Below are 21,831 nucleotides of genomic sequence, written 5' to 3' on the forward strand. Positions count from 1 at the left end.
CGCCCTGCCTGCCCGCTTGGACAGGTACAGGCCAACGCCAAGGTAGCAACGGACCCGATGGACTCACAGGATACGTCTCAACAGTACGCTCCCGACCAGATCGAACAGGCTGCCCAGCAGTACTGGGAGAAAAATCAGTGCTTCAAGGCGGTGGAAGATGCCAACCGCGAGAAGTTCTACTGCCTGTCGATGTTCCCCTACCCCAGCGGCAAGCTGCACATGGGGCACGTGCGTAACTACACCATCGGTGACGTGATCTCGCGCTTCCAGCGCATGCAGGGCAAGAACGTGATGCAGCCGATGGGCTGGGATGCCTTCGGACTGCCGGCGGAAAATGCCGCGATGAAGAACAACGTCGCGCCGGGCAAGTGGACCCACGAGAACATCGCCTACATGCGCGATCAGCTCAAGGCGCTGGGCTTCGCCTACGACTGGAGCCGTGAGTTCGCGACCTGTGATCTCGAATACTACCGCTGGGAACAATGGTTCTTCGCCAAGCTGGTCGAGAAGGGAGTCGTCTACAAGAAGAGCTCCATCGTCAACTGGGACCCGGCGGACCAGACCGTGCTCGCCAATGAGCAGGTCATCGACGGCCGTGGCTGGCGCTCCGGCGCGCTGATCGAGCGCAAGGAAATCCCGCAGTGGTTCCTGCGCATCACCGACTATGCCGAAGAGCTGCTGGCCGACCTCGACAAGGTCGAGTGGCCGGAACAGGTCAAGACCATGCAGCGCAACTGGATCGGCAAGTCGCGGGGTGTCGAGCTGAGCTTCGGCCTCGATGCCAAGGCAAGCCAGGTGCAGGAATCCCTGACCGTCTTCACCACGCGTCCGGATACCCTGATGGGCGTGACCTACGTCGGTGTCGCCGCCGCTCACCCGCTGGCCAAGGCCGCGGCGGAGCACAATGCCGAGCTTGCCGAGTTCAACGCCGAATGCGCGCGTGGCGGCACCAGCGAAGCCGACATGGCGACCATGGAAAAACGCGGCATGGATACCGGCTTCAAGGCCATCCATCCGCTGACGGGCCGTGAAGTGCCGGTCTACGTCGCCAACTTCGTGCTGATGGAATACGGCACCGGTGCCGTGATGGCCGTGCCGGCCCACGACGAGCGCGACCACGAATTCGCCACCAAGTACGGCCTGCCCATCGAAGCCGTGATCGCCGATGCCGACGGCAACGCGCCTGACGTCAGCGAGGCCGCCTTCACCGAGCACGGCGTGCTGATCAACTCCGGCGACTTCAATGGGCTCGACTTCGAGAGCGCCTTCGATGCCATCGCCGCACGTCTGGTCGAGCAGGGCCGTGGTGAGGTCAAGACCAACTTCCGCCTGCGCGACTGGGGCGTCTCGCGTCAGCGCTACTGGGGCGCGCCGATTCCGGTCAAGAATGGTCCGAATGGCGAATCCATCCCGCTGACCGACGACGAGCTGCCGGTCGAGCTGCCACTGGAAGTCGAGTTCGACGCCTCCGGCGGCTCGCCGATCAAGAAGATGCCGTCCTTCAGTGACCTGGGCGATGGCTGGCAGCGCGAGACCGACACCTTCGACACCTTCATGGAGTCCTCCTGGTACTACGCGCGCTTCTGCTGCGCGGACAATGCCGAGGCCATGCTGGACGAGCGCGCCAACTACTGGCTGCCGGTCGACTACTACATCGGCGGCATCGAGCACGCCATCCTGCACCTGCTCTACTCGCGCTTCTTCCACAAGCTGATGCGTGACTTCGGCCTGGTCGACAGCGATGAGCCGTTCAAGCAGCTGCTGACCCAGGGCATGGTGGTCGCGGATACCTACTACCGCATCAACGAGAAAGGCGGCCGCGACTGGTTCAACCCGCTGGACGTGGACGTCGAGACCGACGACAAGGGCCGTGCCATCAAGGCCGTGCTGAAGTCCGATGGCCTGCCGGTGGAGATCGGTGGCACCGAGAAGATGTCCAAGTCCAAGAACAACGGCGTGGACCCGCAGTCGATGATCGACCGCTTCGGCGCCGACACCGTACGTCTGTTCATGATGTTTGCCGCACCGCCCGAGCAGTCGCTGGAGTGGTCCGATTCCGGTGTCGAGGGCGCGCATCGCTTCGTCAAGCGCGTCTGGCGCCTGGTTCACGAGCACGTCGCTGCCGGCACCCCGGCCGCGTTGGACGTGGCAGGCCTGAACGATGACCAGAAGGCGCTGCGTCGCAAGACGCACGAGACCATCGCCAAGTGCAGCGATGACATCGGCCGCCGTACCACCTTCAACACCGCCATCGCGGCCGTGATGGAGCTGGTCAACGCCATCAGCCGCTTCGAGGACGCCTCCGAGCAGGGCCTGGCCGTCAGCCGTGAAGCCGTCGAGGCCTGCGTGCTGTTGCTGTCACCGATCATCCCGCATGCCAGCCACTCGCTGTGGGCGACACTGGGCCACGAGGAAGCCGTGATCGACGCCAGCTGGCCGGTCGCGGACAGGGATGCGATGAAGAAGGACAGCATCGAGCTGGTCGTGCAGGTCAACGGCAAGCTGCGGGCGCGTCTGTCCTTCGCCGCCGATGCCGACCGTGATGCCATCGAGGCTGCTGCCCTGGCAGATGCCAACGTCACCAAGCACACCGATGGCAAGACGGTGCGCAAGGTCATCGTGGTACCGGGCAAGCTGGTCAACATCGTCGCCAACTGAGGCGATACCGGGGCACGCCCCGCACCCGGCGCTTGAGCGCGTCGGGCTCCTGCCAGCCATCCACATCCTCTTGCGGATGGCTGGCAGCCAAATTTCGTGCGCGGCATGGCTTGCGGGAATCTCCGGAGCATGCAGCGCTCTCGCAGGACATTCATGACACTCGTTCATGACAGGAGGTCACGGTGACGCAGGCGAATTCCAACAGTGCATCAGTGGACGCATCACGCAGCCCCGGCGAGACCGCAGCGTCAGCTGCCCCGCGCCGGTCGGCTCCTCGCCGCCTGATGGCGGCCATTGGCGTCGGCGTCGCGCTGACGTTGAGCGGCTGTGGCTTCCAGCTGCGCGATTACGACGCCACGCCGATGGCCATCACCGAACTCGATGTCCAGGCACCGAACACCGATACCCACGACGCGCTGCGCGAAGCGCTCAAGCAGGCCGACATCCGCCTGAGCGATGATGCACCACTGCGCCTGAATCTGGGCAAGCTGAATGAAGACGTCCATCAGATCACCTTTGGTGATGCAGGCAGCATCAAGCGCGAGCTGACCTATCGTGTCGTCTACTCGCTGCAACGCAAGTCGGACGGCGCCTACCTGGCCAACCAGCAGGAGCTGGAAGCCAGCAGCGACTACTACACCAACGACGACAACCTGCTCAACACCGATGACGTGCGTGAACGTGCCGGTGAGCAGAATGATCGTGAGCTGAGTCGTCAGCTGATGGACCGCCTGCGCGCCATCACCCCCTGAACTCTCTGACCTGGCGAGACGCTCACCAGTAGACCGCACCACCATCACGGCTCCGCGCTATCGGGCAACCGACCACCGCGGAGCCGTGTGCGTCTGCCGCCATCCAGCGTCACCGCCCTCTCCCGTGCAGGATCAAAGGACATTCATGAAGGTCTATCCCGACAAGCTGGAAGAGCAACTCAACAAGCGCCTGTCTCCGGTCTATATCGTGGCGGGCGACGAGCCTCTGATCCATCAGGAAAGCTGCGACGCCATCCGGCGCGCGGCGCGTGCGGCCGGCGTCGAGGAGCGGGAAGTCCTTCACGTCGAGAACGGTTTCCAGTGGGGTCGTCTGACCGAATCCGCCGCCAGCATGTCACTGTTCGCCTCGCGCAAGCTGATCGAGCTGCGGCTGGGCACCCAGAGCGCCGGCCAGGAAGGCAGCAAGGTGCTCAAGGCCTATGCCGAGCGCATCGAGAAGGATGGCGACATCCTGCTGATCACCGCCGCACGCCTCGACCGCAAGGTGCAGCAGACGGCGTGGTTCAAGGCGCTCGAGAAGGTGGGAGTGTTCATCGCGGTCTGGCCGGTGGACCATTCCCGCCTCGGTTTCTGGATTCGTGATCGCGCCCGCCTGCATGGCCTGGAACTGAATCAGGACGCCGCCCGGCTGCTGGCCGAGCGCATCGAAGGCAATCTGCTGGCCGCGGACCAGGAGCTGCAGAAGCTGGCGCTGCTGCACCCGCCGGGCGCACGCCTGGATGGCAATGCCATCGCCCAGGGGGTCGAGGACAATGCCCGCTATGATGTCTTCACGCTTGCGGATGCCTGCCTGAAGGGCGAGATCGAGCGCAGCGGGCGTATCGTGCTGGGCCTGCGGGGAGAAGGGGTCGAGCCGCCGGTGATCCTGTGGGCCTTGACGCGCGAGCTGCGCACCCTGCTCTCGCTGCGTCAGCACCTCGATCAAGGCCAGAGTTTCGAGCATGCCTGCAAGGCGCAGAAACCGATGATCTTCGACAAGCGGCGTCCCTTCTATCAGCAGGCGCTCAATCGTCTGCCCCACAAGCGTCTGCACAAGCTGCTGCTGTTCTCGCAGCGACTCGACATGGCAATCAAGGGCGGAATGACGCTGCCTATCTGGGACGGGATGGTGGATCTCGCCCTGACGCTCGCCGGTGGACGCGGCCCGCTGGCCGAACTGCCTCACGCCTACAAGGTGGGGTGATCCTGGCACGGTCCGACGTGCCTCTGACACGAGGGAGATCCCATGCAGATGACACCCCCGTTGCTTGGCGAAGGCGTCAGTGTCGAGACCCTGCGTCGATGGCTCGCCGAAGGCAACACGCTGACCGTGGAGATCCAGACGCTGGATCAGGGGCTGTATCTGGTGCGCCTGCATCATGCCGACGGCATCAGTCGTCTGGTCGATGAAGACGGTCAGTCCCTGCGCTTCACCGGCACGCAGTGGGTCAGTCGCCTGTTACTGCCACTGGGGCTGACGCATGGCGTGCAGACCTGGGCGGAAGTGCAGGATGAGATGATCGGCCTCCCCACGACTCCGGTCGACAATGCCAGCCTGCTGGCCCATGGCACGCGTGTGGCGTTCAAGACGCTGTAGCCATGCCAGGAAGCCCCCGCCAGTTCACTGACGGGGGCTTCTGTCATTGCGGCACGCACCTGAGACTCAGGTGGGCGCTCGATCCGCGCTCAGTGCGCCTCCTCGACCTTCGACTTCACGAAGGCGGGATATCCATAGAGCTTGCGTGGATTGTCGCGGAAGATCTTCTCGCGCATCTCGCGCTCCGGCAGCCAGCGCTGCATCAATTCCGCCAGCGTGTCCTCCTCAGGCATCTCGACCCCGATATGCGGATGCGGCCAGTCACTGCCCCACACCACGCGTTCGGGATTGGCGGAAACCAGTGCCCGCGCCAGTGCCGTGACATCGGAATACGGCAGGCGCCCCCGGGTGGTGAGTCGATATGGCGCCGACAGCTTGGCCCAGGTACGTCCCTGCTTGAGCATCCGACACAGCGCGGTGAAACCGGGACATTCCGGCCCCCGTGAAGCCGCGAGGTGGCCCATGTGGTCGATCACCACCGGCACCGGCAGACTGCCGAGCCGTGCCTCCATGTCACGGAAGGTCGAGACATCGATCAGGCATTCCAGATGCCAGTCGAAGCGGGCCAGACGGTCCGCCAGCAGCACGACATCACGCCAGCGCAGCCCGCCGGAGAAGATCAGATTGAGGCGCACCCCGCAGACGCCCAGCCTGGAGAGCCGCTCAAGCTCTGCATCACTGATCTCGGGCGAGACCACGGCGATGCCACGATAATCCAGCCCGCGCTCACGACAGTTCTCGAGGCTGTCGCACAGCAGGCGATTGTCATAGCCATAGACACTTGGCTGGATCAGGACGCCATGACGGGCGCCAAGCGCGTGGTGCATTTCCAGCGCGTCCTTGAGCCCGAATTCGGCAGGGTTGTAGGTCCTGTCTTCCGCCAGCGGATAACGCACCGGATCGCCGAACACATGAAGGTGGCAATCAATGCTGCCCGGAGGCAGCCGGAACGTCAGGGGATGCGGCAGGGGGCGTGGCGGTGCCGCACACGGCAGATCCTGCTCGACATGGTTCCAATCCATCGATGCGACTCCCTCGCGTAACCTCGATCATCAAGCTCTGGGCGACTTCGCGTTTCAGTGCCCTGTGTCACGATACTGCGCCCCCTCTCTCGTTTCCAGACAAAAGCACGCATATGAAAAAGCGGCATGTCCGAAGACATGCCGCTTGAAGATACTCTGCCGGTGCGTGATCGCCATCTCAGACGAGTCGCAGTCAGTCGAGTCGCTCGAAGACCGTCGCGACCCCCTGCCCCATGCCGATGCACATGGTCGCCAGCCCCAGACGTGTGCCCTGCTGCTTCATGACGTTGAGCAAGGTGGTGCAGATACGCGAACCGGAACAGCCCAGCGGATGCCCCAGCGCGATGGCGCCGCCGTTGAGGTTGACCGCCGTGTCGGCGCGCTCCAGCAGGCCGAGGTCCTTGAGCACGGGAATCGATTGCGCCGCGAAGGCCTCATTGAGCTCGACGGTCTGGATATCGTCGATGGTCAGCCCCGCTGCCTTGAGTGCCTGCTTGGAGGCCGGCACCGGGCCGTAGCCCATGATGGAGGCATCGCACCCGGCCACACCGGTGGACAGTACGCGGGCGATGGGCTTGAGACCCAGCGCTTCGGCGCGCTCGGCGCTCATCACCGCCATGCCCGAGGCACCCACGGAAAGTGCGGAGGAGGTGCCCGCCGTCACGGTGCCGCCCTTGGGGTCGAACACCGGCTTGAGGTTGCCCATGGATTCCATGCTGGCATCGCCACGGATGACCTCATCACGGGTCACCATCACGCGACGTCCCTCGGTATCATGGCCCTCGACGCCGATGATCTCGTCATCGAAACGACCTTCATCGGCGGCGGCCTGGGCACGCTGGTGAGAGCGCACGCCGAACTCATCCTGCTGCTCACGACTCACGCCGTGCATCTTGCCGAGCAGTTCCGCGGTCAGGCCCATCATCATCGCGGCCTTGGCCGCGTGCTTGCTGGCCGCCGGGTTGACATCGACCCCATGCGCCATCGGCACGTGCTCCATGTGCTCGACACCCCCGATGATGTAGAAGTCGCCCATGCCGGCCTTGATGTTGGCGGTGGCGATATGCAGCGCGCTCATCGAGGAGCCACACAGGCGGTTGACCGTCTGCGCCGGCACGCTGCGCGGGATGCCGGTCATGATGGCGGCATTGCGCGCGATGTTCATGGCCTGTTCCAGGGTCTGGTTGACGCAGCCCCAGATGACGTCATCGACCTCTGCCGGTACCAGGCCGGGGTTGCGGTCGAACAGCGCCTGCATCACCGCGGCGGACAGGTTCTCGGCGCGCACGTGGCGGAAGGCCCCATTCTTGGCCTTGGCCATGGCAGTGCGCACGCCATCGACGATTACCACATCTCTCGGATTCAGATTCATTGTCTGGCTCCCTCATGGCCCTCGCTGTCGCGAGAGCCGAAAATTCTGGTCGGATAGTGCTGGCCCCACTTGGGTGTGCTCAGCAATCAAAGGCTCAGGCGTAGAAGGCGTCGCCGCGCTTGGCGCGCTCACGCAGTGCCTCGGTCGGGCGATACAGCGGCCCCAGCTCATCGGCCAGGCTGTCGGCCAGCGCGACGAACTCGGCCACGCCCATGGCATCGACGTAGCGCAGTGCGCCACCACGGAACGGCGGGAAACCGATGCCGTAGATCAAGGCCATGTCCGCCTCGGCCGGCGTACCGACGATGTCATCTTCCAGACACCGGATGGTTTCCATGCACAGCGGCACCATCATGCGCGCGATGATGTCGTCATCGGAGAATTCGCGCGTCTCGCTGACCACTTCACTGACCAGTGCCTGCGCCGCTTCATCAGGCAGCTTCTTCGGCTTGCCCTTGCGGTCTTCCTCATAGCGATAGAAGCCCAGGTCGTTCTTCTGACCCAGTCGCTTGTTGTCGTACATCACCTGAATGGCGGTCTTGCCCTCACGCGCCATGCGATCCGGGAAGCCTTCGGCCATCACCGCATTGGCGTGGACCGCAGTGTCCATGCCGACCACATCCAGCAGGTAGGCCGGGCCCATCGGCCAGCCGAACTTCTCCATCACCTTGTCGACGCGCTGATAGTCGGCGCCCTTCTCGACCAGCAGGCTGAAGCCACCGAAGTAGGGGAACAGCACGCGATTGACCAGGAACCCCGGGCAGTCGTTGACGACGATCGGTGTCTTGCCCATCTGACGGGCGTAGGCGACGGTCGCGGCGATCGCCGCGTCGCTGGATTTCTCGCCACGGATGACTTCCACCAACGGCATGCGATGCACCGGGTTGAAGAAGTGCATGCCGCAGAAGTTCTCGGGGCGCTTGAGTGATTCCGCCAGACGCGTGATGGAAATGGTCGAGGTGTTGGATGTCAGGATGGTGGTATCCGCCACGTTGTCCTCGAGCTCGGCCAGCACCGACGCCTTGACCTTGGGGTTCTCGACCACCGCCTCGACGACCAGATCCACGTTGCCGAAATCGCCATAGGACAGCGTCGGGCGAATGTTGGACAGCCCCTGCGCCATCTTCTCGGTGGTCAGCTTGCCCCGCTCGACGCCCTTGCCGAACAGCTTGCGCGCTTCCTTCAGGCCAAGCTCGATGGCCTCGCCATTGATGTCCTTCATCAGGATCGGCGTGCCCTTGCTGGCGCTCTGATAGGCGATGCCACCGCCCATGATACCGGCACCCAGTACGGCAGCCTGCTGGATCTTGCTCGCCTGCTTCTCGTATCCCTTGGCTTTCTTCTTGACCACCTGATCGTTCATGAACAGGCCGACCAGATTGAAGGCCACGTCGGTCAGCGCCATCCGGGCGAAGGTCTTGGCCTCGATGGCCTGGGCGCGCTCACGCGATTCGCCCGCGCCCTTCTGGATGACCTTGATGGCCTCCACCGGCGCCGGATAGTGCGGGCCGGCCTTGCCTGCCACGAAGCCCTTGGCGGTCTCGAAGGCCATCATCTGCTCGATGGCATTGAGCTTGAGCGGCGAGGTCTTCTCGAGACGCCGTGCCATGTAGTCCAGCTCACCCGCATTGGCGCGCGCCAGAATGTCGAGTGCCGCCGCGTCCAGCTCGGCCACCGGCAGCACGGCATCGACGGCGCCGACTGCCAGGGCCTTGTCGGCGCGATTCTCGGTGCCCCCACAGATCCATTCGATGGCATTGTCCGCCCCGATCAGGCGCGGCAGACGTACGCAGCCCGCCCAGCCCGGAATGATGCCGAGCTTGGTCTCCGGCAGGCCGATCTTCGCGCTGTCCGCCATGACGCGGAAGTCGGTGGTCAGGGTGATCTCGCAGCCGCCGCCCAGCGCCAGCCCATTGATGGCGGTGACGGTGGGGAACGGTAGGTCCTCGATGGCATTGAAGATGCCATGGACGGTCATGTTCATGTCGATGAGGAAGGCTTCATCCTTCTCGAACATCTGATGGAACTCGGTGATATCGGCACCGACCACGAACGCTTCCTTGGCGGAGCGGATGACCAGCCCCTTCAGGTCGGCCGTCGCCTTGATGGCCTCCACCGCCTCCCCCAGCTCCTTGAGTACGTAGCTGGCCAGCTTGTTGACCGATTCGCCTTCAAGGTCGAGCGTCAACAGGGCGATGGCGTCCTGATTGGCCTCGACGGATAGCGTTTTGCCTGAATAGATCATCCACGGATCTCCACAAGAGAAAGGGGTGAAGGGGCTGTCAGGCGCAGGATGGTCTCTGCCATGGGTGCGCTGGCAACCGGCCTCGCCGGACTCGAAGCTTCCAGAGGCGCCGCAGGAGAGTCATCTCTCGCCACAGCGCTTCATACAAGCGTTTGAATACAGCCAGCTTGGGCCAGAGACGGGCAAAGATCAAGCCTGCGGACATTAGCGAAAGGTCGGGGGTCCGGGGCAGTCTCCATGCCGGTTCCTGTCTCTGGCGCCTGACATCGACAGCGGGTGTGGGCAAAGATCGACGCTACACCCGGAAAGGCAGTCGCGTTACTCTTGGCGCTTTCCCGACACGCAGGCTGGCAGCGGCATATCCTTGCCCTCCAGCAGGCTCTCAAAGGCCACACCGATACCATGCTTTCATGAGCAGCACTCTCACCGCCCTGTATCTGCGCCTGACCGGCATCGTCGAACGCACCAAGCGCTGGCACTGGCTATGGCCTCCCATCGGCTTCGCTGCGGGTATCTGCAGTTTCTTCCTCGTCAATCGTCAGCAATGGCTGGGTGGCATGCTGGCGCTGGGCATGATGCTGGCCTGGTTGATCCTGATCGCCGAAGGCCTGTGGAGCCGTCTGCGCCGTCATCGCGGCCAGAATGCCCTGCCCCGCAAGCTGGCCACCTTCGTGGCGCAGCTGATCCAGCAGGAGACCCTGTGCTTCACGTTGCCGTTCTTTCTGGCGACGACCGACTGGGCCAGTGGCCAGGCAGGCTTCACCTTGCTGCTGTGCGGCGCGACTCTGCTGTCGATACTCGACCCCTTCTACTACCGACTGGCCGAGCGCCATCGCTGGCTGTACTTCGGCTTCCACGCCCTGTGCGTATTCGTCGTGGTACTGGTCACCCTGCCCCTGTTGCTGGAACTGACCACCGGCGAGAGTCTGTTGGCTGCCTGTGCCGCGATGAGCCTGTTCGCGCTGCCCAGTGTCGCCAACCTGCGGATTGCCCGCGGGCTGGTCGGTGGCCTGGCGATGATCGGCATCAGTGTGATGCTGGGGGTGGGCGCATGGGGGGCACGCGCCTGGATTCCGCCTGCCACGCTCTGGATCAACGCCAGCAGCCTCTCGCCGGACTTCGACACCGCGGCGCGGACACCGCGAGGCGAGATGCATCTGACCCCAGCACAACTCTCCGCTAGAGGCCTCTACGCCTACACGGCCATTCGCGCCCCGCGCGGGTTGTCGGAGAAGGTCTATCACGTCTGGCGACATGACGGGGAAGTGGTGGATCGCATCGCCTTGAACATCAACGGCGGTCGCAAGGAAGGTTACCGGGCCTGGACACACAAGACGGCCTTCCCCAAGGGCAGCGAGGGGGAATGGGAAATCGATGTCGAGACCATGAACGGGCAGCGCATCGGCAGTCTGCGCTTCCTCGTCAGTGATGATCCGCAGGTAGCCACCTTCGCGGACAGCAGCCTGGCACGGCCGGCGGGCATCCCCGGCTGGCGGATCACCAACCTGATTCCGGGCCTGTGACGCTTCGCGACGTGAGTGACCCTGAAGCGTGAACCCTCGGTTACTCGACCTTGGGCGTAAAATTCGTTCGCAGGCTTGTAATTATCCAGGCTGCCTAGCATGCTGAAGACAAGGGCGGCACCGAGGGGTGCCAGGATAAAAGCCCACTCATCCTTTGCACTCTGTGGACGACATACCCATGCATGAAGATATCGGGCTAAAGCTTTCCCGCCTGCCGCGCCTATGGCGCGCCATCCTGGACCAGCGACTGTCCCCGCTTGGGCTGACACAAACCCGCTGGATGACGCTGGTACACCTGTGGCGACTCGGAGACGGCCAGCCACAATGTGATCTGGCACGCTCCATCGGCATCGAGGCACCGTCTCTGGTACGCACGCTGGATCAGCTCAGCGAGCAAGGGCTGGTGGAACGCCGCGCCTGTGAGGAAGACCGCCGCACCAAGCGCATCTTCCTGACACACAAGGCACTGCCGCTGATCGAGAAGATCGATGCCATCGCCGAGCAGACCCGCATCGAGATGCTCGAGGGGCTCACGCCGGAGCAGGTCGACCAATTCTGCGAATGCCTGCGCATCATGGAACGCAATGGCCTGGAAATCTCCGAGAAGGTGCCGGAAAGCGCCTGAGCGAGCGTGTCCGGATACGCCAGCGGGAAAGGAAAAAGCCCCCATCGAGTGACTCGACGGGGGCTTTTTTGCAAGACGTTCAAGGCAAGCTCAGGTCACGCGCCGGCCCTGTTCGCGGCCGAGGGCGACCCGAGATATCACACTCACCCGCCCGGCATTCTGGGCTCTGTCCCCACCAACGGACGGCGACGATGGGCAATGGGGGCCTTGGCGATCAACAGGGCATGCAGTGCCTCGAACTCCCGGCGCCACGCCTCGCAGTCTTCCAGTGCCAGGCTCTCCCCCCACCACAGCGTCAAGCCGGACAGTGAGGACTCCAGCATCAGGGCATCCTCCGGCAACGCCCGCGTGAGATGTTCCAGAGCGGCCGCGAAGTCGGGGTCCTCCGCCAGGCGACTCTCTTCACGCCAACGATATCCGGGCACGGCCTCACGCAGTGCATCGCTGGCCCACTCATCGTGGACGAGGATGAAGGGAGTGACATCGCGCTCGGTGGGCCAGGGACGACGATAGCCGACGATCCCCTTGGGGGCATCCGAAAGCGGTGCTGCCTTCAGGTCAACCCGCATGCCGTCCGCGATCACGGCCTTGCGCACCAGTGACGTGCGTGTCTCACGCTTGCTGGGGCGTAACCATGTCAGCGGCGACAACATCGCCAGCACCACGAAAATGATGATCAGAGCTGTCGTCATGAAATGTCCTGCCAGGAAGTGTCAGTAAGAAATTCGCGTCATCATCGAACGACTGCGGAAAACGCCGCCGTGCGGACAACCAGAAACGTGCCCAAAGCCCGAGCCATCCAACCGCGTACGGAGGTTGCGCCTGGCGCACTGGCAATACGTTGATGCAAGTCATTGTCTTCCGGGGGGCGGCAAGCCTAGCATGGAAGCAGGTGCACGACGCCACTCGAATGGCCCACCTCTACGGGAGGAATTCAGGATGAGCAACGAATACAAGCATGTACTGGTCGCTGTCGATCTGACCAAGGATTCCCACCTGGTACTGGAACGCGCACTGCCCATCGCCAAGCGCAATGGTGCCAAGGTGTCCATCATGCATACCCTCGAGCCACTGGGCTTTGCCTATGGCGGGGACATCCCGATGGATCTGACCAGCATTCAGGATCAGCTGGATTCCCATGCCCGTGAGCGACTGGGGGACATCGCCACGCCACACGGTATCGCGCCTGAAGATCAGCATGTCGTGGTCGGCATGCCGGACAGCGAGATTCATCGCTTTGCCGCAGAACATGACGTGGATCTGATCGTGGTCGGCTCACATGGTCGCCATGGCTTCGCCCTGCTGCTGGGCTCCACCTCCACTGGTGTCCTGCATGGTGCCCAGTGTGATGTGCTGGCCGTCCGAGTGGGGGCAGATGACAGCGAAGAATGACGCCGGCGGTCAGTGAGCCGAGATGACACGAGGGCAGCCAATGGCTGCCCTCGTGTCATTCCGCACCCGGGGAGACGAGAGAAGAGACTCAGCCTTCCTGCATGGCCTCAAGCTCCATCCAGCGCTCCATCGTCTCTTCCAGCACCTGCTGCTTGTGGCTGAGCTTCTCGAGCGTCGTCTTCACGGCCTTGGCATCCCCCGTGTAGAACTCCGGCGCCGCGATCTCGGCTTCCAGCGTCGCGATCTCCGCTTCCAGCGTCTCGATGGTCGCCGGAATCAGATCCAGCTCGCGCTGGAACTTGTAGGGCAGCTTGACCTTCTTGGGGGCCTGCTGCGCCTGGGCGGCCTCACGCTTGCGACGCTCATCCTCGGCCTGCGCCTCACGACGGTGCTTTTCCTCGCGCTCACGCTCGACTTCCCACGGTGCCGGCGGCAGATGCCCGCCCTGACGTATCCAATCGCTGTAGCCCCCGACATACGGCTTGACGATCCCGTCGCCCTCAAAGGCCAGGATATTGGTGACCACGTTGTCCATGAAGGCACGGTCGTGGGAGACCAGCAGCACGGTACCGTCGAAGTCGAGCAACAGTTCCTCGAGCAGCTCCAGCGTCTCGACATCCAGGTCGTTGGTCGGCTCATCCAGCACCAGCACGTTGGCCGGCATGGTGAACAGACGCGCCAGCAGCAGGCGATTGGACTCGCCCCCTGACAGCGAACGCACCGGCTGACGCGCGCGGTCCGGCGTGAACAGGAAGTTCTGCAGGTAGCTCATCACGTGCATGTCACGCCCGCCGACCGTGACACGGTCGCTGCCGCGCGCCACGTTGTCGTAGACGGTGGCTTCCATGTCCAGGCCCTTGCGCAGCTGATCGAAGTAGGCGATCTGCAGCTTGGTGCCTTCGATGCGCTTGCCTTCACTGGCCTCGAGCTGACCCAGCAGGATATGCAGCAGCGTCGTCTTGCCCGCGCCGTTGCGCCCCAGCAGGCCGACCTTGTCGCCGCGCTGGATCTCGACGCTCAGGTCACGGATGACCCACTTGTCCTGCGCCTCGTCGTAGCGATAGCTGACATTTTCCAGCTCCACGACGCGCTTGCCGCTGCGCTCGGCAGAATCGACGGCGATACGCGCACGGCCCTGCACCTCACGACGCTGTCCACGCTCATCACGCATCTTCTCCAGCGCACGCACGCGACCTTCGTTACGGGTGCGGCGCGCCTTGATGCCCTGGCGGATCCAGGTCTCTTCCTGGGCCAGTTTCTTGTCGAATTCGGCGTTTTCCTTGGCCTCGACATCCATCTCGTGCTGCTTCTGGGCCTGATAGGCCGCGTAATCGCCCGGATAACGGCCGAGGCGGCCACGGTCAAGCTCCAGAATCTGGGTCGCCAGGCGCTTGAGGAAGGCCCTGTCGTGGGTGATGAACAGCACGGCGCCGGAGAAGGCCGCGACCTGCTCTTCCAGCCAGGCGATGGTATCGAGATCCAGATGGTTGGTCGGCTCATCGAGCAGCAGCAGGTCCGGGTCGGATACCAGCGCACGCGCCAGCGCGACACGCCGACGCCAGCCACCGGAGAGATCTTCCATCATGGTGTCTTCCGGCAGGCCCAGGCGGGTCAGCACGGTATCGATACGCTGCTGGAACTGCCAGCCATCGACGCTTTCCAGCGCGACCTGCACGTGCTCGAGACGCTTGAGGTCCGGTTCCGGATCACTGATCAGGTGATGGTATTCCGCCAGCAGCGCACCTGCCTGCGGCAGGCCTTCGGCAACGATATCGAAGATCGTGCGACCTTCCGCCGCCGGCAGATCCTGGGAGAGCACACCGATCTTGAGGCCCGGCGCCTTCCACAGCTCACCGGCATCGGCCTGGAACTCGCCGGTGATCAGCTTGAGCAGGGTCGACTTGCCGGTACCATTGCGGCCGACGAGCGCCAGGCGCTCGCCGCGCTCGACGACAAGATCCGCCCCATTGAGCAGAACGTGATGGCCATAGGCCAGCTGTAGATTTTCCAGTCGTAACAATGCCATGTGCAGCAGCAACTCGTGACGGGTCCGGGGCCGGGAAGGCCGCGGAGGAAGTGGGAGTCAGGCGGACAGGCCGCCGCCAGCGACGCGCGCCGGAGAATGACGCCATTCTACCCGAGGCGCAGCGTACAGGCGATGGAAGACACCGCAAGGGCTGAAAGACATCGGCGGCTTGGGTAGAATGGCCGACCACTTGAAAGCACGTCGTGCGCCTGGCATTGCCAACGAGCCGATCGCCCGGTGCCGGACTCTCGAGTGCCAGGCCAGCAGACGACCTGGTACGCCTTTCACTGCCGTGTTCCTTCTCCCTCCCCCGTGACTCAAGGGTGTTCGATGTCCGCGCTTCCTCCCCATGCTGATCCCTCAGCGCTGCCCTGCTATGACCCGGAGCAACTGAGCGAGACCTCGCTTGCCGACCTGTGCGCCGACCTGTCCCTCGATGATAGCGAGCGCCAGACGGCCCTGACACGGCTGGCGCCGGCGCTGCGCTTCGCAAGCCCGACGCCGCTGATCGACATCGGCGTCAACCTGACCCATGAAAGCTATGCTCAGGACATCGAGGGCACCTTGCTGCGAGCTCGCGCGGCGGGCGTCAGCCAGCAGATCCTGACCGGCACCAGCCTGGACGGTTCGCGTGAGGCTCAGGCGCTGGCGGCGCGCTATCGTGGCCTTTCTGCCACCGCCGGTGTGCATCCGCATGATGCCAGCCAGTGGAACGATGGGGTCGAGCGCGGTATCCGGGAGCTGCTGGCCCAGCCGGAAGTGGTCGCGGTGGGCGAATGCGGCCTGGATTTCAATCGCAACTTTTCCACGCCCGCCGAGCAGGCTCGCGCCTTCGAGGCCCAGCTGACCCTTGCCGCCGAGATAGGATTGCCACTGTTTCTGCATGAACGTGACGCCGGCCGACAGATGCTCGAGATGCTCAAGCATTGGCGGGACGACATCAGCCACGCGGTCGTGCACTGCTTCACCGGCGAGCGTGAGACACTGTATGGCTATCTGGATCTCGACCTGCATATCGGGCTGACCGGCTGGCTGTGCGATGAACGCCGCGGCGAGCACCTGCGCAGCCTGTGTCGCGAGATTCCGCTGGAACGCCTGATGCTGGAAACCGACTGCCCCTATCTGGTGCCACGCAATCTGCCCGCCAAGCTCAAGGGACGCCGCCACGAACCCTCGCTGCTGGTCTGGATTCTGGCCGAGGTCGCTGCCCTGCGCGGCATGGAGATGGAAGCGCTGGCGCAGGCCACCACGGCGACTGCCACCCGCTTCTTCCGCCTGCCCGCGGCCTGACACGGCACGCCTTCCCTTGCACGCCCTTCTTTGCACGCTTCCCTGCTCTGGACACGACAATGCACGAATACGAACCTGAAACAGGCGACTTCCCCGCCTTCATCGCCGTCGAGACAGGCGAGGACTCAAGCCTGCCCCTGGCCATCGCCTGGGCCCTGCCCGATGGGCAGATGAAGCATGTCCTGATTCAGCCTGACGATGAATGGCTGGATGGGGAAATGCTGGAACTGGGCGACTACAGCCTGGATGACCTGAGAAGCTTCGGCGTCAGCCCTCTCGACGTGCTCAAGGAGCTGGAGCAGGACTACTACCAGACCACGCTCTATACCACCGGCGTCATGGATGACGAACAGGCGCTAGCGCGTCTGTTCGATGCCTACAACATGGATCCCTTCATCGAGTTTGCTCCTGCCGAGGGCCTCTATCCGGAACTATCCCCCGGCGACTGGGCACGCGAACGCAACAACATGCTGTTCGAGCAGGGGCTGCAGCCCTTCCGACCGGACAACGAGGTGATGGTGATGCTGGCCATCCACACCCGCCTGCGCGGTGACGGTGTGCGTGGCGATGAAGACATCCAGGGCACAGGCCCGGACTATGAGATCGACTGGGAAGAAGACGTCTGATTTCCTTCCGCCATCTCTGAAACGCAGAACGCCCCGACAACCGGTAGTTGTCGGGGCGTTCTGGTTCACGACTTCAGTCTGTCCCGCAAGGCTCAGCCGTTGGAGCGGCCACCACCGCCATTGCCACCGCTGGAGCGATTGCGGCCACCACGCGAACGACGACGCGGACGCTCTTCACTGGACGGTGCCTCCGGCGCGCGATTGCCGTTCACTTCCGGGCGCGGCGCGACGCGGTTGCCATCCACCTCACGCGGTGCGGGAGCACGATTGCCGCGATTGTCGTCGTCGTGATTGGCACCGCCACCTTGCGGGCGCTGGCCGCCAGTGCGCTGGCCGTCAGAGCGCTGACCGCCATTGCCACGGCCCTCACCGGCAGGCTTGCCACCAGTGCGCTGACCATCCGAACGAGCGCCGCCAGTGCGCTGACCGCCCGAACGAGCGCCACCAGTGCGCTGACCATCCGAACGAGCGCCGCCAGTGCGCTGACCGCCATTGCCACGGCCTTCACCGGCAGGCTTGCCACCAGTGCGCTGACCATCCGAACGAGCGCCGCCAGTGCGCTGGCCGCCATTGCCACGACCTTCACTGGCAGGCTTGCCGCCAGTGCGCTGGCCGCCAGAGCGCTGGCCGCCAGAGCGCTGGCCGCCACGCGGCTGACGCGGCTCACGTTCCGGCTCGACGTCGACTTCCGGCACGAAACCTTCCACTTCGACACGCTTGAGCTTGCCCTTGAGCAGACGTTCGATACCGCCGAGCTCCTTGCGCTCATCGCTGGAAACCAGCGAGATGGCACGCCCGCTGGCACCGGCGCGACCGGTACGTCCGATCCGGTGAACGTAGTCTTCCGGGACATTGGGCAGTTCGTAGTTCACGACCTGCGGCAGCTGCTCGATATCCAGGCCACGTGCCGCGATATCGGTGGCAACCAGCACGCGCACTTCGCCGTTCTTGAAACCGGCCAATGCCTTGGTACGGGCATTCTGGCTCTTGTTGCCATGAATCGCCGCGGCGCTGATGCCGGACTTCTCGAGCTTGGTCGCCAGACGGTTGGCCCCATGCTTGGTACGCGTGAAGACCAGCACCTGATGCCAGTTTTCCTTGAGGATCAGATGCTTGAGCAGCGAAGGCTTGTGGCTCTTCTCCACGGTATGGATATGCTGCTCGACCTTCTCGGCCGTGGTGTTGCGCGGGCTGGCTTCCACGGCGACCGGATCATTGAGCAGCTTGTTGGCCATGCCGCGAATCTCGTCCGAGAAGGTCGCGGAGAACAGCAGCGTCTGCCGCTTGGTCGGCAGCAGCTTGAGCAGGCGGCGGATGTCGTGGATGAAGCCCATGTCCAGCATGCGGTCCGCTTCGTCCAGCACCAGCGTCTCGAGATCCGAGAAATCGATGGCCTTCTGGGAGTGCAGGTCCAGCAGGCGACCCGGTGTGGCGGTCAGGATCTCGACGCCGGAAGACAGGCGGCTGATCTGCGGATTGATCTTCACGCCACCGAACACCACGGCATTGCGCAGCTTCAGGTGACGGGAGTAGGCAGTGACGTTCTCGTCGATCTGCGCGGCCAGTTCACGCGTCGGCGTGACGATCAGGGCCTTGATCTTGCGGGCGCCTGCAGGGGCGCCGTTTGAGAGGCGCTCGACCAGCGGCAAGGCGAAACCGGCAGTCTTGCCGGTACCGGTGCGCGCGGCAGCCATCACGTCACGACCTTCCAGCACGGCAGGAATCGCACCCGCCTGCACCGGGGACGGCGTGGAATAGCCCATCTCGGCAATCGCTTTCAGAACAGGAGCGGACAGCCCCAGGGCGGCAAAAGCCGGGATGGAGTTGGCAGTAGTCTCAGTCATCAATATCTCTTCGGCTGACCGGCCACGTGCTGGTCGATCATTAAGGAATGGCGCCTGGCCGGGCACGTGCCGGGAGAGAGAGCGAGGCGTATCAGGCACAGTGAAGAAGGCGTTGGTCTGGGGGACCTCGGCGGACTGCTGCCAGTCGCTCGCGTCAGGCGATGACCCAGTCTATCACCTTCCGCCGGCGACTGCAGAAGCACGCGCCCGGTGGTGGCACCTGATGACTCAATGCCAGTGCAGCGGATAGCGACGATGACGCGCCAGGTTGTTGATCAATACCGCCAGCACCAGCATGGCCAGGCACCCCAGACCGACGGGAAGCAAGGCATACCAGTAGCCGAGCGCATGCAGGGGCTCACCGCCGATCACCGCGATCAAGGCCGTGGCACCGCCCGGCGGGTGCAGGGTATGCGTCAGCTGCATCACCAGCAGTGCCACCGAGACTGCCATGGCGGCTGCCAGCCAGCCGTCGCCCAGCCAGTGATAGCAGGCCACGCCGACCAGCGCCGACAACAGGTTGCCGCCCAGTACGTTGCGCGGCTGCGCCAGCGGACTATGCGGCGCACCGTAGAGCAGTACCGAGGTCGCCCCGAAGGAGCCGACCAGCAGCAAGGTGCTGACCGCCAGATAATGTGATGACATCCAGCCGATCAACGCCATGCCGAGAAAGGCCCCCAGCCAGGACCACAGGGCATCGGCAACATGCGGCTTGCCACGCTTGAGCGGGCCTCCGCGCATCTTGGTCAGATAAGGCTTGATCATCGTGCGAGTCGTCTCCGGGAGTGTCCTTGCGTCATCAAGCGCTGCACCCTAGGCGATCTCAAGGGCAGGGACAACTACCGTATGGCAATAAGCTGATGCCCGCTCGGCACCGGTCACTCCCGTCACGCACGCCGGCTCTCGTCTCTCTTACTCTTGCTCTTGCTCGTTCACGCTTCGCTGCGTGAGGCGACGATGGTGCGCGAGATCACGATCACCGGCAGGATGCCGACCAGCACGATCACCAGTGCCGGCAGCGCCGCCTGCTCGAGCATTTCATCGGAGGCGTACTGATAGACGTGAGTGGCGAGCGTATCGAAGTTGAAGGGGCGCAGCAGCAAGGTGGCCGGCAGCTCCTTCATGGCATCCACGAACACCACCAGCGCCGCGGTCAGAAGCCCCGGACGAATCAGCGGCAGATGCACACGACGCAGGGTCGAGAAGGTGTTCTCGCCCAGCGAGCGTGCCGCCATGTCCATCGAGGGCGTGACCTTGTCGAGGCTCGACTCGATGGAGCCCGCGGCAATCGCCAAGAAGCGCACCACATAGGCGATGATGATCGCGCCCATCGTTCCCGTCAGCAGCAATCCGCTGGAGATGCCGAAATTGGCCCGCAGGAAGCTGTCCAGTGCATTGTCGAAGCCGGATAGCGGTACCAGAACGCCCAACCCCAGCACGGCACCCGGCATGGCGTAGCCCAGACTCGAAAGCTTGAGTGCCTGCTGTACGCTGGCGGTGCGATCCAGCCGCTTGGCATAGGCCAGCAGCACCCCGATGATCAGGGTCAGTACCGCAGCGCTCACCGCCAGTATCAGGCTGTTCACGGCATAGCCTGCGAAGTCCGGTGTCCAGGATTCCTCGAAATACAGGATGGCGTGCCGCGTGAGCAAGCCCACCGGCAGCAGGAAACCGAAGAACAGCGGCAGGAAACAGGCCAGTGACGCCACTGATGCCCGCCATCCCGTCAGGGTCGGACGTTGATAGCGACGGTAGCGATCGCCCTTGCCGAACTGGCGCTGACGACGCCGAGCATGCCGCTCGAGCCAGATCAGCGTGACCACGAAGATCATCAGGCACAGCGCGATCTGCGCCGCACCGCGCAGGCTGCCCATGTTGAGCCAGACATTGAAGATGCCGGCGGTCAGCGAGCGTACCGCGAAGTAGTCCACAGTTCCGAAGTCGTTGAGCGCCTCCATCATCGCCAGTGCAAGGCCGACGGCAATCGCCGGTCGGGCGCTGGGCAGTGCCACGCGCCAGAAGCTTTGCCACCCGTTGCAGCCCAGCGTTCTGCTGGCATCGCGCAGTGAGGGCGACTGATCGAGAAATGCCGAGCGTGCCAGCATGAAGACATAGGGAAACAGCACCAGGGACAGCATCAGGATGGCGCCCCCCAGGCTGCGGATCTCCGGGAAGTAGTAATCCTGGGGCGAATCCCAGCCAAACAGGGCACGCAGCGCGCCCTGGAAGGGGCCGGCATACTCAAAGACGTCGGTATAGATATAGGCGATGACGTTGGCGGGAATCGCGAACGGCAACAGCAGCGACCACTCGAAGGTGCGTCGCAGCGGAAACTGATACATGGTGGTCAACCAGGCCGAGACGACCCCCATGCTGCCACTGAGGACCGCCACTCCCGCCACCAGCGCCAGACTGGTCATGACGTAATCGGGAAGCACGGTGGAGACGAGATGCTGCCAGATGCCCTCCCCGGCCTGATCACTGCCATCGTCACCGAAGACAGCCAGCCAGACGACGGCCAGCACCGGCATGACCACCAGTGCGGCCACGCCCCAGGCGCTGACGAACCAGCCCATGTGGGTTCCGAGACGCCGCTGACGACGCCGGATGGCCGCTGCATCGTAGTGCGCCATTTCCTGGGCGGCCGGCGGTCGCCCGGTGCCGCTCATGGCGGCCACCGCCTCTCCTTCAAAGCTCGCACCTTGCTCAGCCAACAGCCGCTTGCCCTGGGTCATCTGACGTCCTCGTTATCCCGCAACTGCAATTGCGTCTATTTTACATGCTTTGCGCAAACGAAGAGGGGCTGTCGCATCGCGACAGCCCCTCTTCGTTCATGACAGCTCGCTCGGTAGCTTCTGG

At 63.8% G+C, this 21,831-nt stretch carries 16 protein-coding genes and 1 pseudogene; 9 read left to right on the forward strand and 8 right to left on the reverse strand.

What is annotated here, in order from left to right:
• Positions 1-57 precede the first annotated feature (57 nt).
• From leuS to QD228_RS02500, 4 genes are all read left to right on the forward strand, one after another.
• Positions 58-2,658, forward strand: a complete 2,601-nt coding sequence (gene leuS, locus QD228_RS02485; RefSeq protein ID WP_279874301.1) for a leucine--tRNA ligase — start codon at positions 58-60, stop codon at positions 2,656-2,658.
• 182 nt (positions 2,659-2,840) lie between these two features.
• Positions 2,841-3,410: an LPS assembly lipoprotein LptE gene (lptE, locus tag QD228_RS02490; RefSeq protein ID WP_084209267.1), complete on the forward strand. Its 570-nt coding sequence runs from the start codon at positions 2,841-2,843 to the stop codon at positions 3,408-3,410.
• A 145-nt stretch (positions 3,411-3,555) separates the two neighbouring features.
• Positions 3,556-4,614 (forward strand): DNA polymerase III subunit delta, encoded by a 1,059-nt coding sequence (gene holA / locus QD228_RS02495; protein WP_077371377.1) that lies wholly within the window; start codon positions 3,556-3,558, stop codon positions 4,612-4,614.
• Positions 4,615-4,656: 42 nt separating this feature from the next.
• Positions 4,657-5,007 (forward strand): DUF6482 family protein, encoded by a 351-nt coding sequence (locus tag QD228_RS02500; protein WP_103751361.1) that lies wholly within the window; start codon positions 4,657-4,659, stop codon positions 5,005-5,007.
• A gap of 89 nt (positions 5,008-5,096) precedes the next feature.
• Here the strand turns inward: QD228_RS02500 and QD228_RS02505 are convergent, their stop codons facing one another.
• From QD228_RS02505 to fadB, 3 genes are all read right to left on the reverse strand, one after another.
• Positions 5,097-6,029, reverse strand: coding sequence for an amidohydrolase family protein (locus tag QD228_RS02505; RefSeq protein WP_077371374.1), 933 nt, complete (start codon positions 6,027-6,029; stop codon positions 5,097-5,099).
• 193 nt (positions 6,030-6,222) lie between these two features.
• Positions 6,223-7,401 (reverse strand): acetyl-CoA C-acyltransferase FadA, encoded by a 1,179-nt coding sequence (gene fadA, locus QD228_RS02510; RefSeq protein WP_279874302.1) that lies wholly within the window; start codon positions 7,399-7,401, stop codon positions 6,223-6,225.
• 94 nt (positions 7,402-7,495) lie between these two features.
• Positions 7,496-9,646 (reverse strand): fatty acid oxidation complex subunit alpha FadB, encoded by a 2,151-nt coding sequence (gene fadB, locus QD228_RS02515; RefSeq protein ID WP_077371369.1) that lies wholly within the window; start codon positions 9,644-9,646, stop codon positions 7,496-7,498.
• A 410-nt stretch (positions 9,647-10,056) separates the two neighbouring features.
• Here fadB and QD228_RS02520 point away from each other — a divergent pair, with 410 nt between their 5' ends.
• Positions 10,057-11,169, forward strand: coding sequence for a DUF5924 family protein (locus QD228_RS02520; RefSeq protein ID WP_077371366.1), 1,113 nt, complete (start codon positions 10,057-10,059; stop codon positions 11,167-11,169).
• A gap of 178 nt (positions 11,170-11,347) precedes the next feature.
• Complete coding sequence (gene slyA, locus QD228_RS02525; RefSeq protein WP_279874303.1) at positions 11,348-11,794, forward strand: transcriptional regulator SlyA; 447 nt, start codon at positions 11,348-11,350, stop codon at positions 11,792-11,794.
• A 143-nt stretch (positions 11,795-11,937) separates the two neighbouring features.
• On the opposite strand, the gene QD228_RS02530 is transcribed toward slyA, so the two are convergent.
• Positions 11,938-12,486, reverse strand: a complete 549-nt coding sequence (locus tag QD228_RS02530) for a hypothetical protein (RefSeq protein ID WP_084209269.1) — start codon at positions 12,484-12,486, stop codon at positions 11,938-11,940.
• 247 nt (positions 12,487-12,733) lie between these two features.
• Between QD228_RS02530 and QD228_RS02535 the strand changes: the two genes are divergently transcribed.
• Entirely contained in the window at positions 12,734-13,186 is a 453-nt protein-coding gene (locus QD228_RS02535; protein ID WP_077371357.1) for a universal stress protein, read from the forward strand.
• A gap of 88 nt (positions 13,187-13,274) precedes the next feature.
• Here the strand turns inward: QD228_RS02535 and QD228_RS02540 are convergent, their stop codons facing one another.
• Positions 13,275-15,212: an ATP-binding cassette domain-containing protein gene (locus tag QD228_RS02540; RefSeq protein WP_136938377.1), complete on the reverse strand. Its 1,938-nt coding sequence runs from the start codon at positions 15,210-15,212 to the stop codon at positions 13,275-13,277.
• 330 nt (positions 15,213-15,542) lie between these two features.
• On the opposite strand from QD228_RS02540, the gene QD228_RS02545 reads away from it, so the two are divergent.
• Together QD228_RS02545 and QD228_RS02550 are read left to right on the forward strand one after the other, a co-directional pair.
• Positions 15,543-16,502 carry a TatD family hydrolase gene (locus tag QD228_RS02545; RefSeq protein ID WP_279874304.1) on the forward strand — a complete coding sequence of 320 codons (960 nt, stop codon included), beginning with the start codon at positions 15,543-15,545 and terminating at the stop codon, positions 16,500-16,502.
• Positions 16,503-16,561: 59 nt separating this feature from the next.
• A complete protein-coding gene (locus QD228_RS02550) occupies positions 16,562-17,128 on the forward strand; it encodes a hypothetical protein (protein ID WP_240499589.1) in 567 nt (188 codons plus the stop codon).
• Between the two features lie 686 nt (positions 17,129-17,814).
• On the opposite strand, the pseudogene QD228_RS02555 reads toward QD228_RS02550, so the two are convergent.
• The 3 genes and pseudogenes from QD228_RS02555 to QD228_RS02565 all read right to left on the reverse strand — a co-directional run.
• Positions 17,815-18,972 (reverse strand): annotated as a pseudogene (locus QD228_RS02555) (DEAD/DEAH box helicase); the annotation flags it as partial.
• Positions 18,973-19,200: 228 nt separating this feature from the next.
• Positions 19,201-19,737: an HPP family protein gene (locus tag QD228_RS02560; protein ID WP_169477178.1), complete on the reverse strand. Its 537-nt coding sequence runs from the start codon at positions 19,735-19,737 to the stop codon at positions 19,201-19,203.
• 167 nt (positions 19,738-19,904) lie between these two features.
• Positions 19,905-21,707, reverse strand: coding sequence for an iron ABC transporter permease (locus tag QD228_RS02565; RefSeq protein ID WP_279874305.1), 1,803 nt, complete (start codon positions 21,705-21,707; stop codon positions 19,905-19,907).
• Between the last annotated feature and the right edge of the window lie 124 nt (positions 21,708-21,831).

The organism is Cobetia sp. 3AK, from assembly GCF_029846335.1.
Taxonomy (GTDB): Bacteria; Pseudomonadota; Gammaproteobacteria; order Pseudomonadales; family Halomonadaceae; genus Cobetia; species Cobetia marina.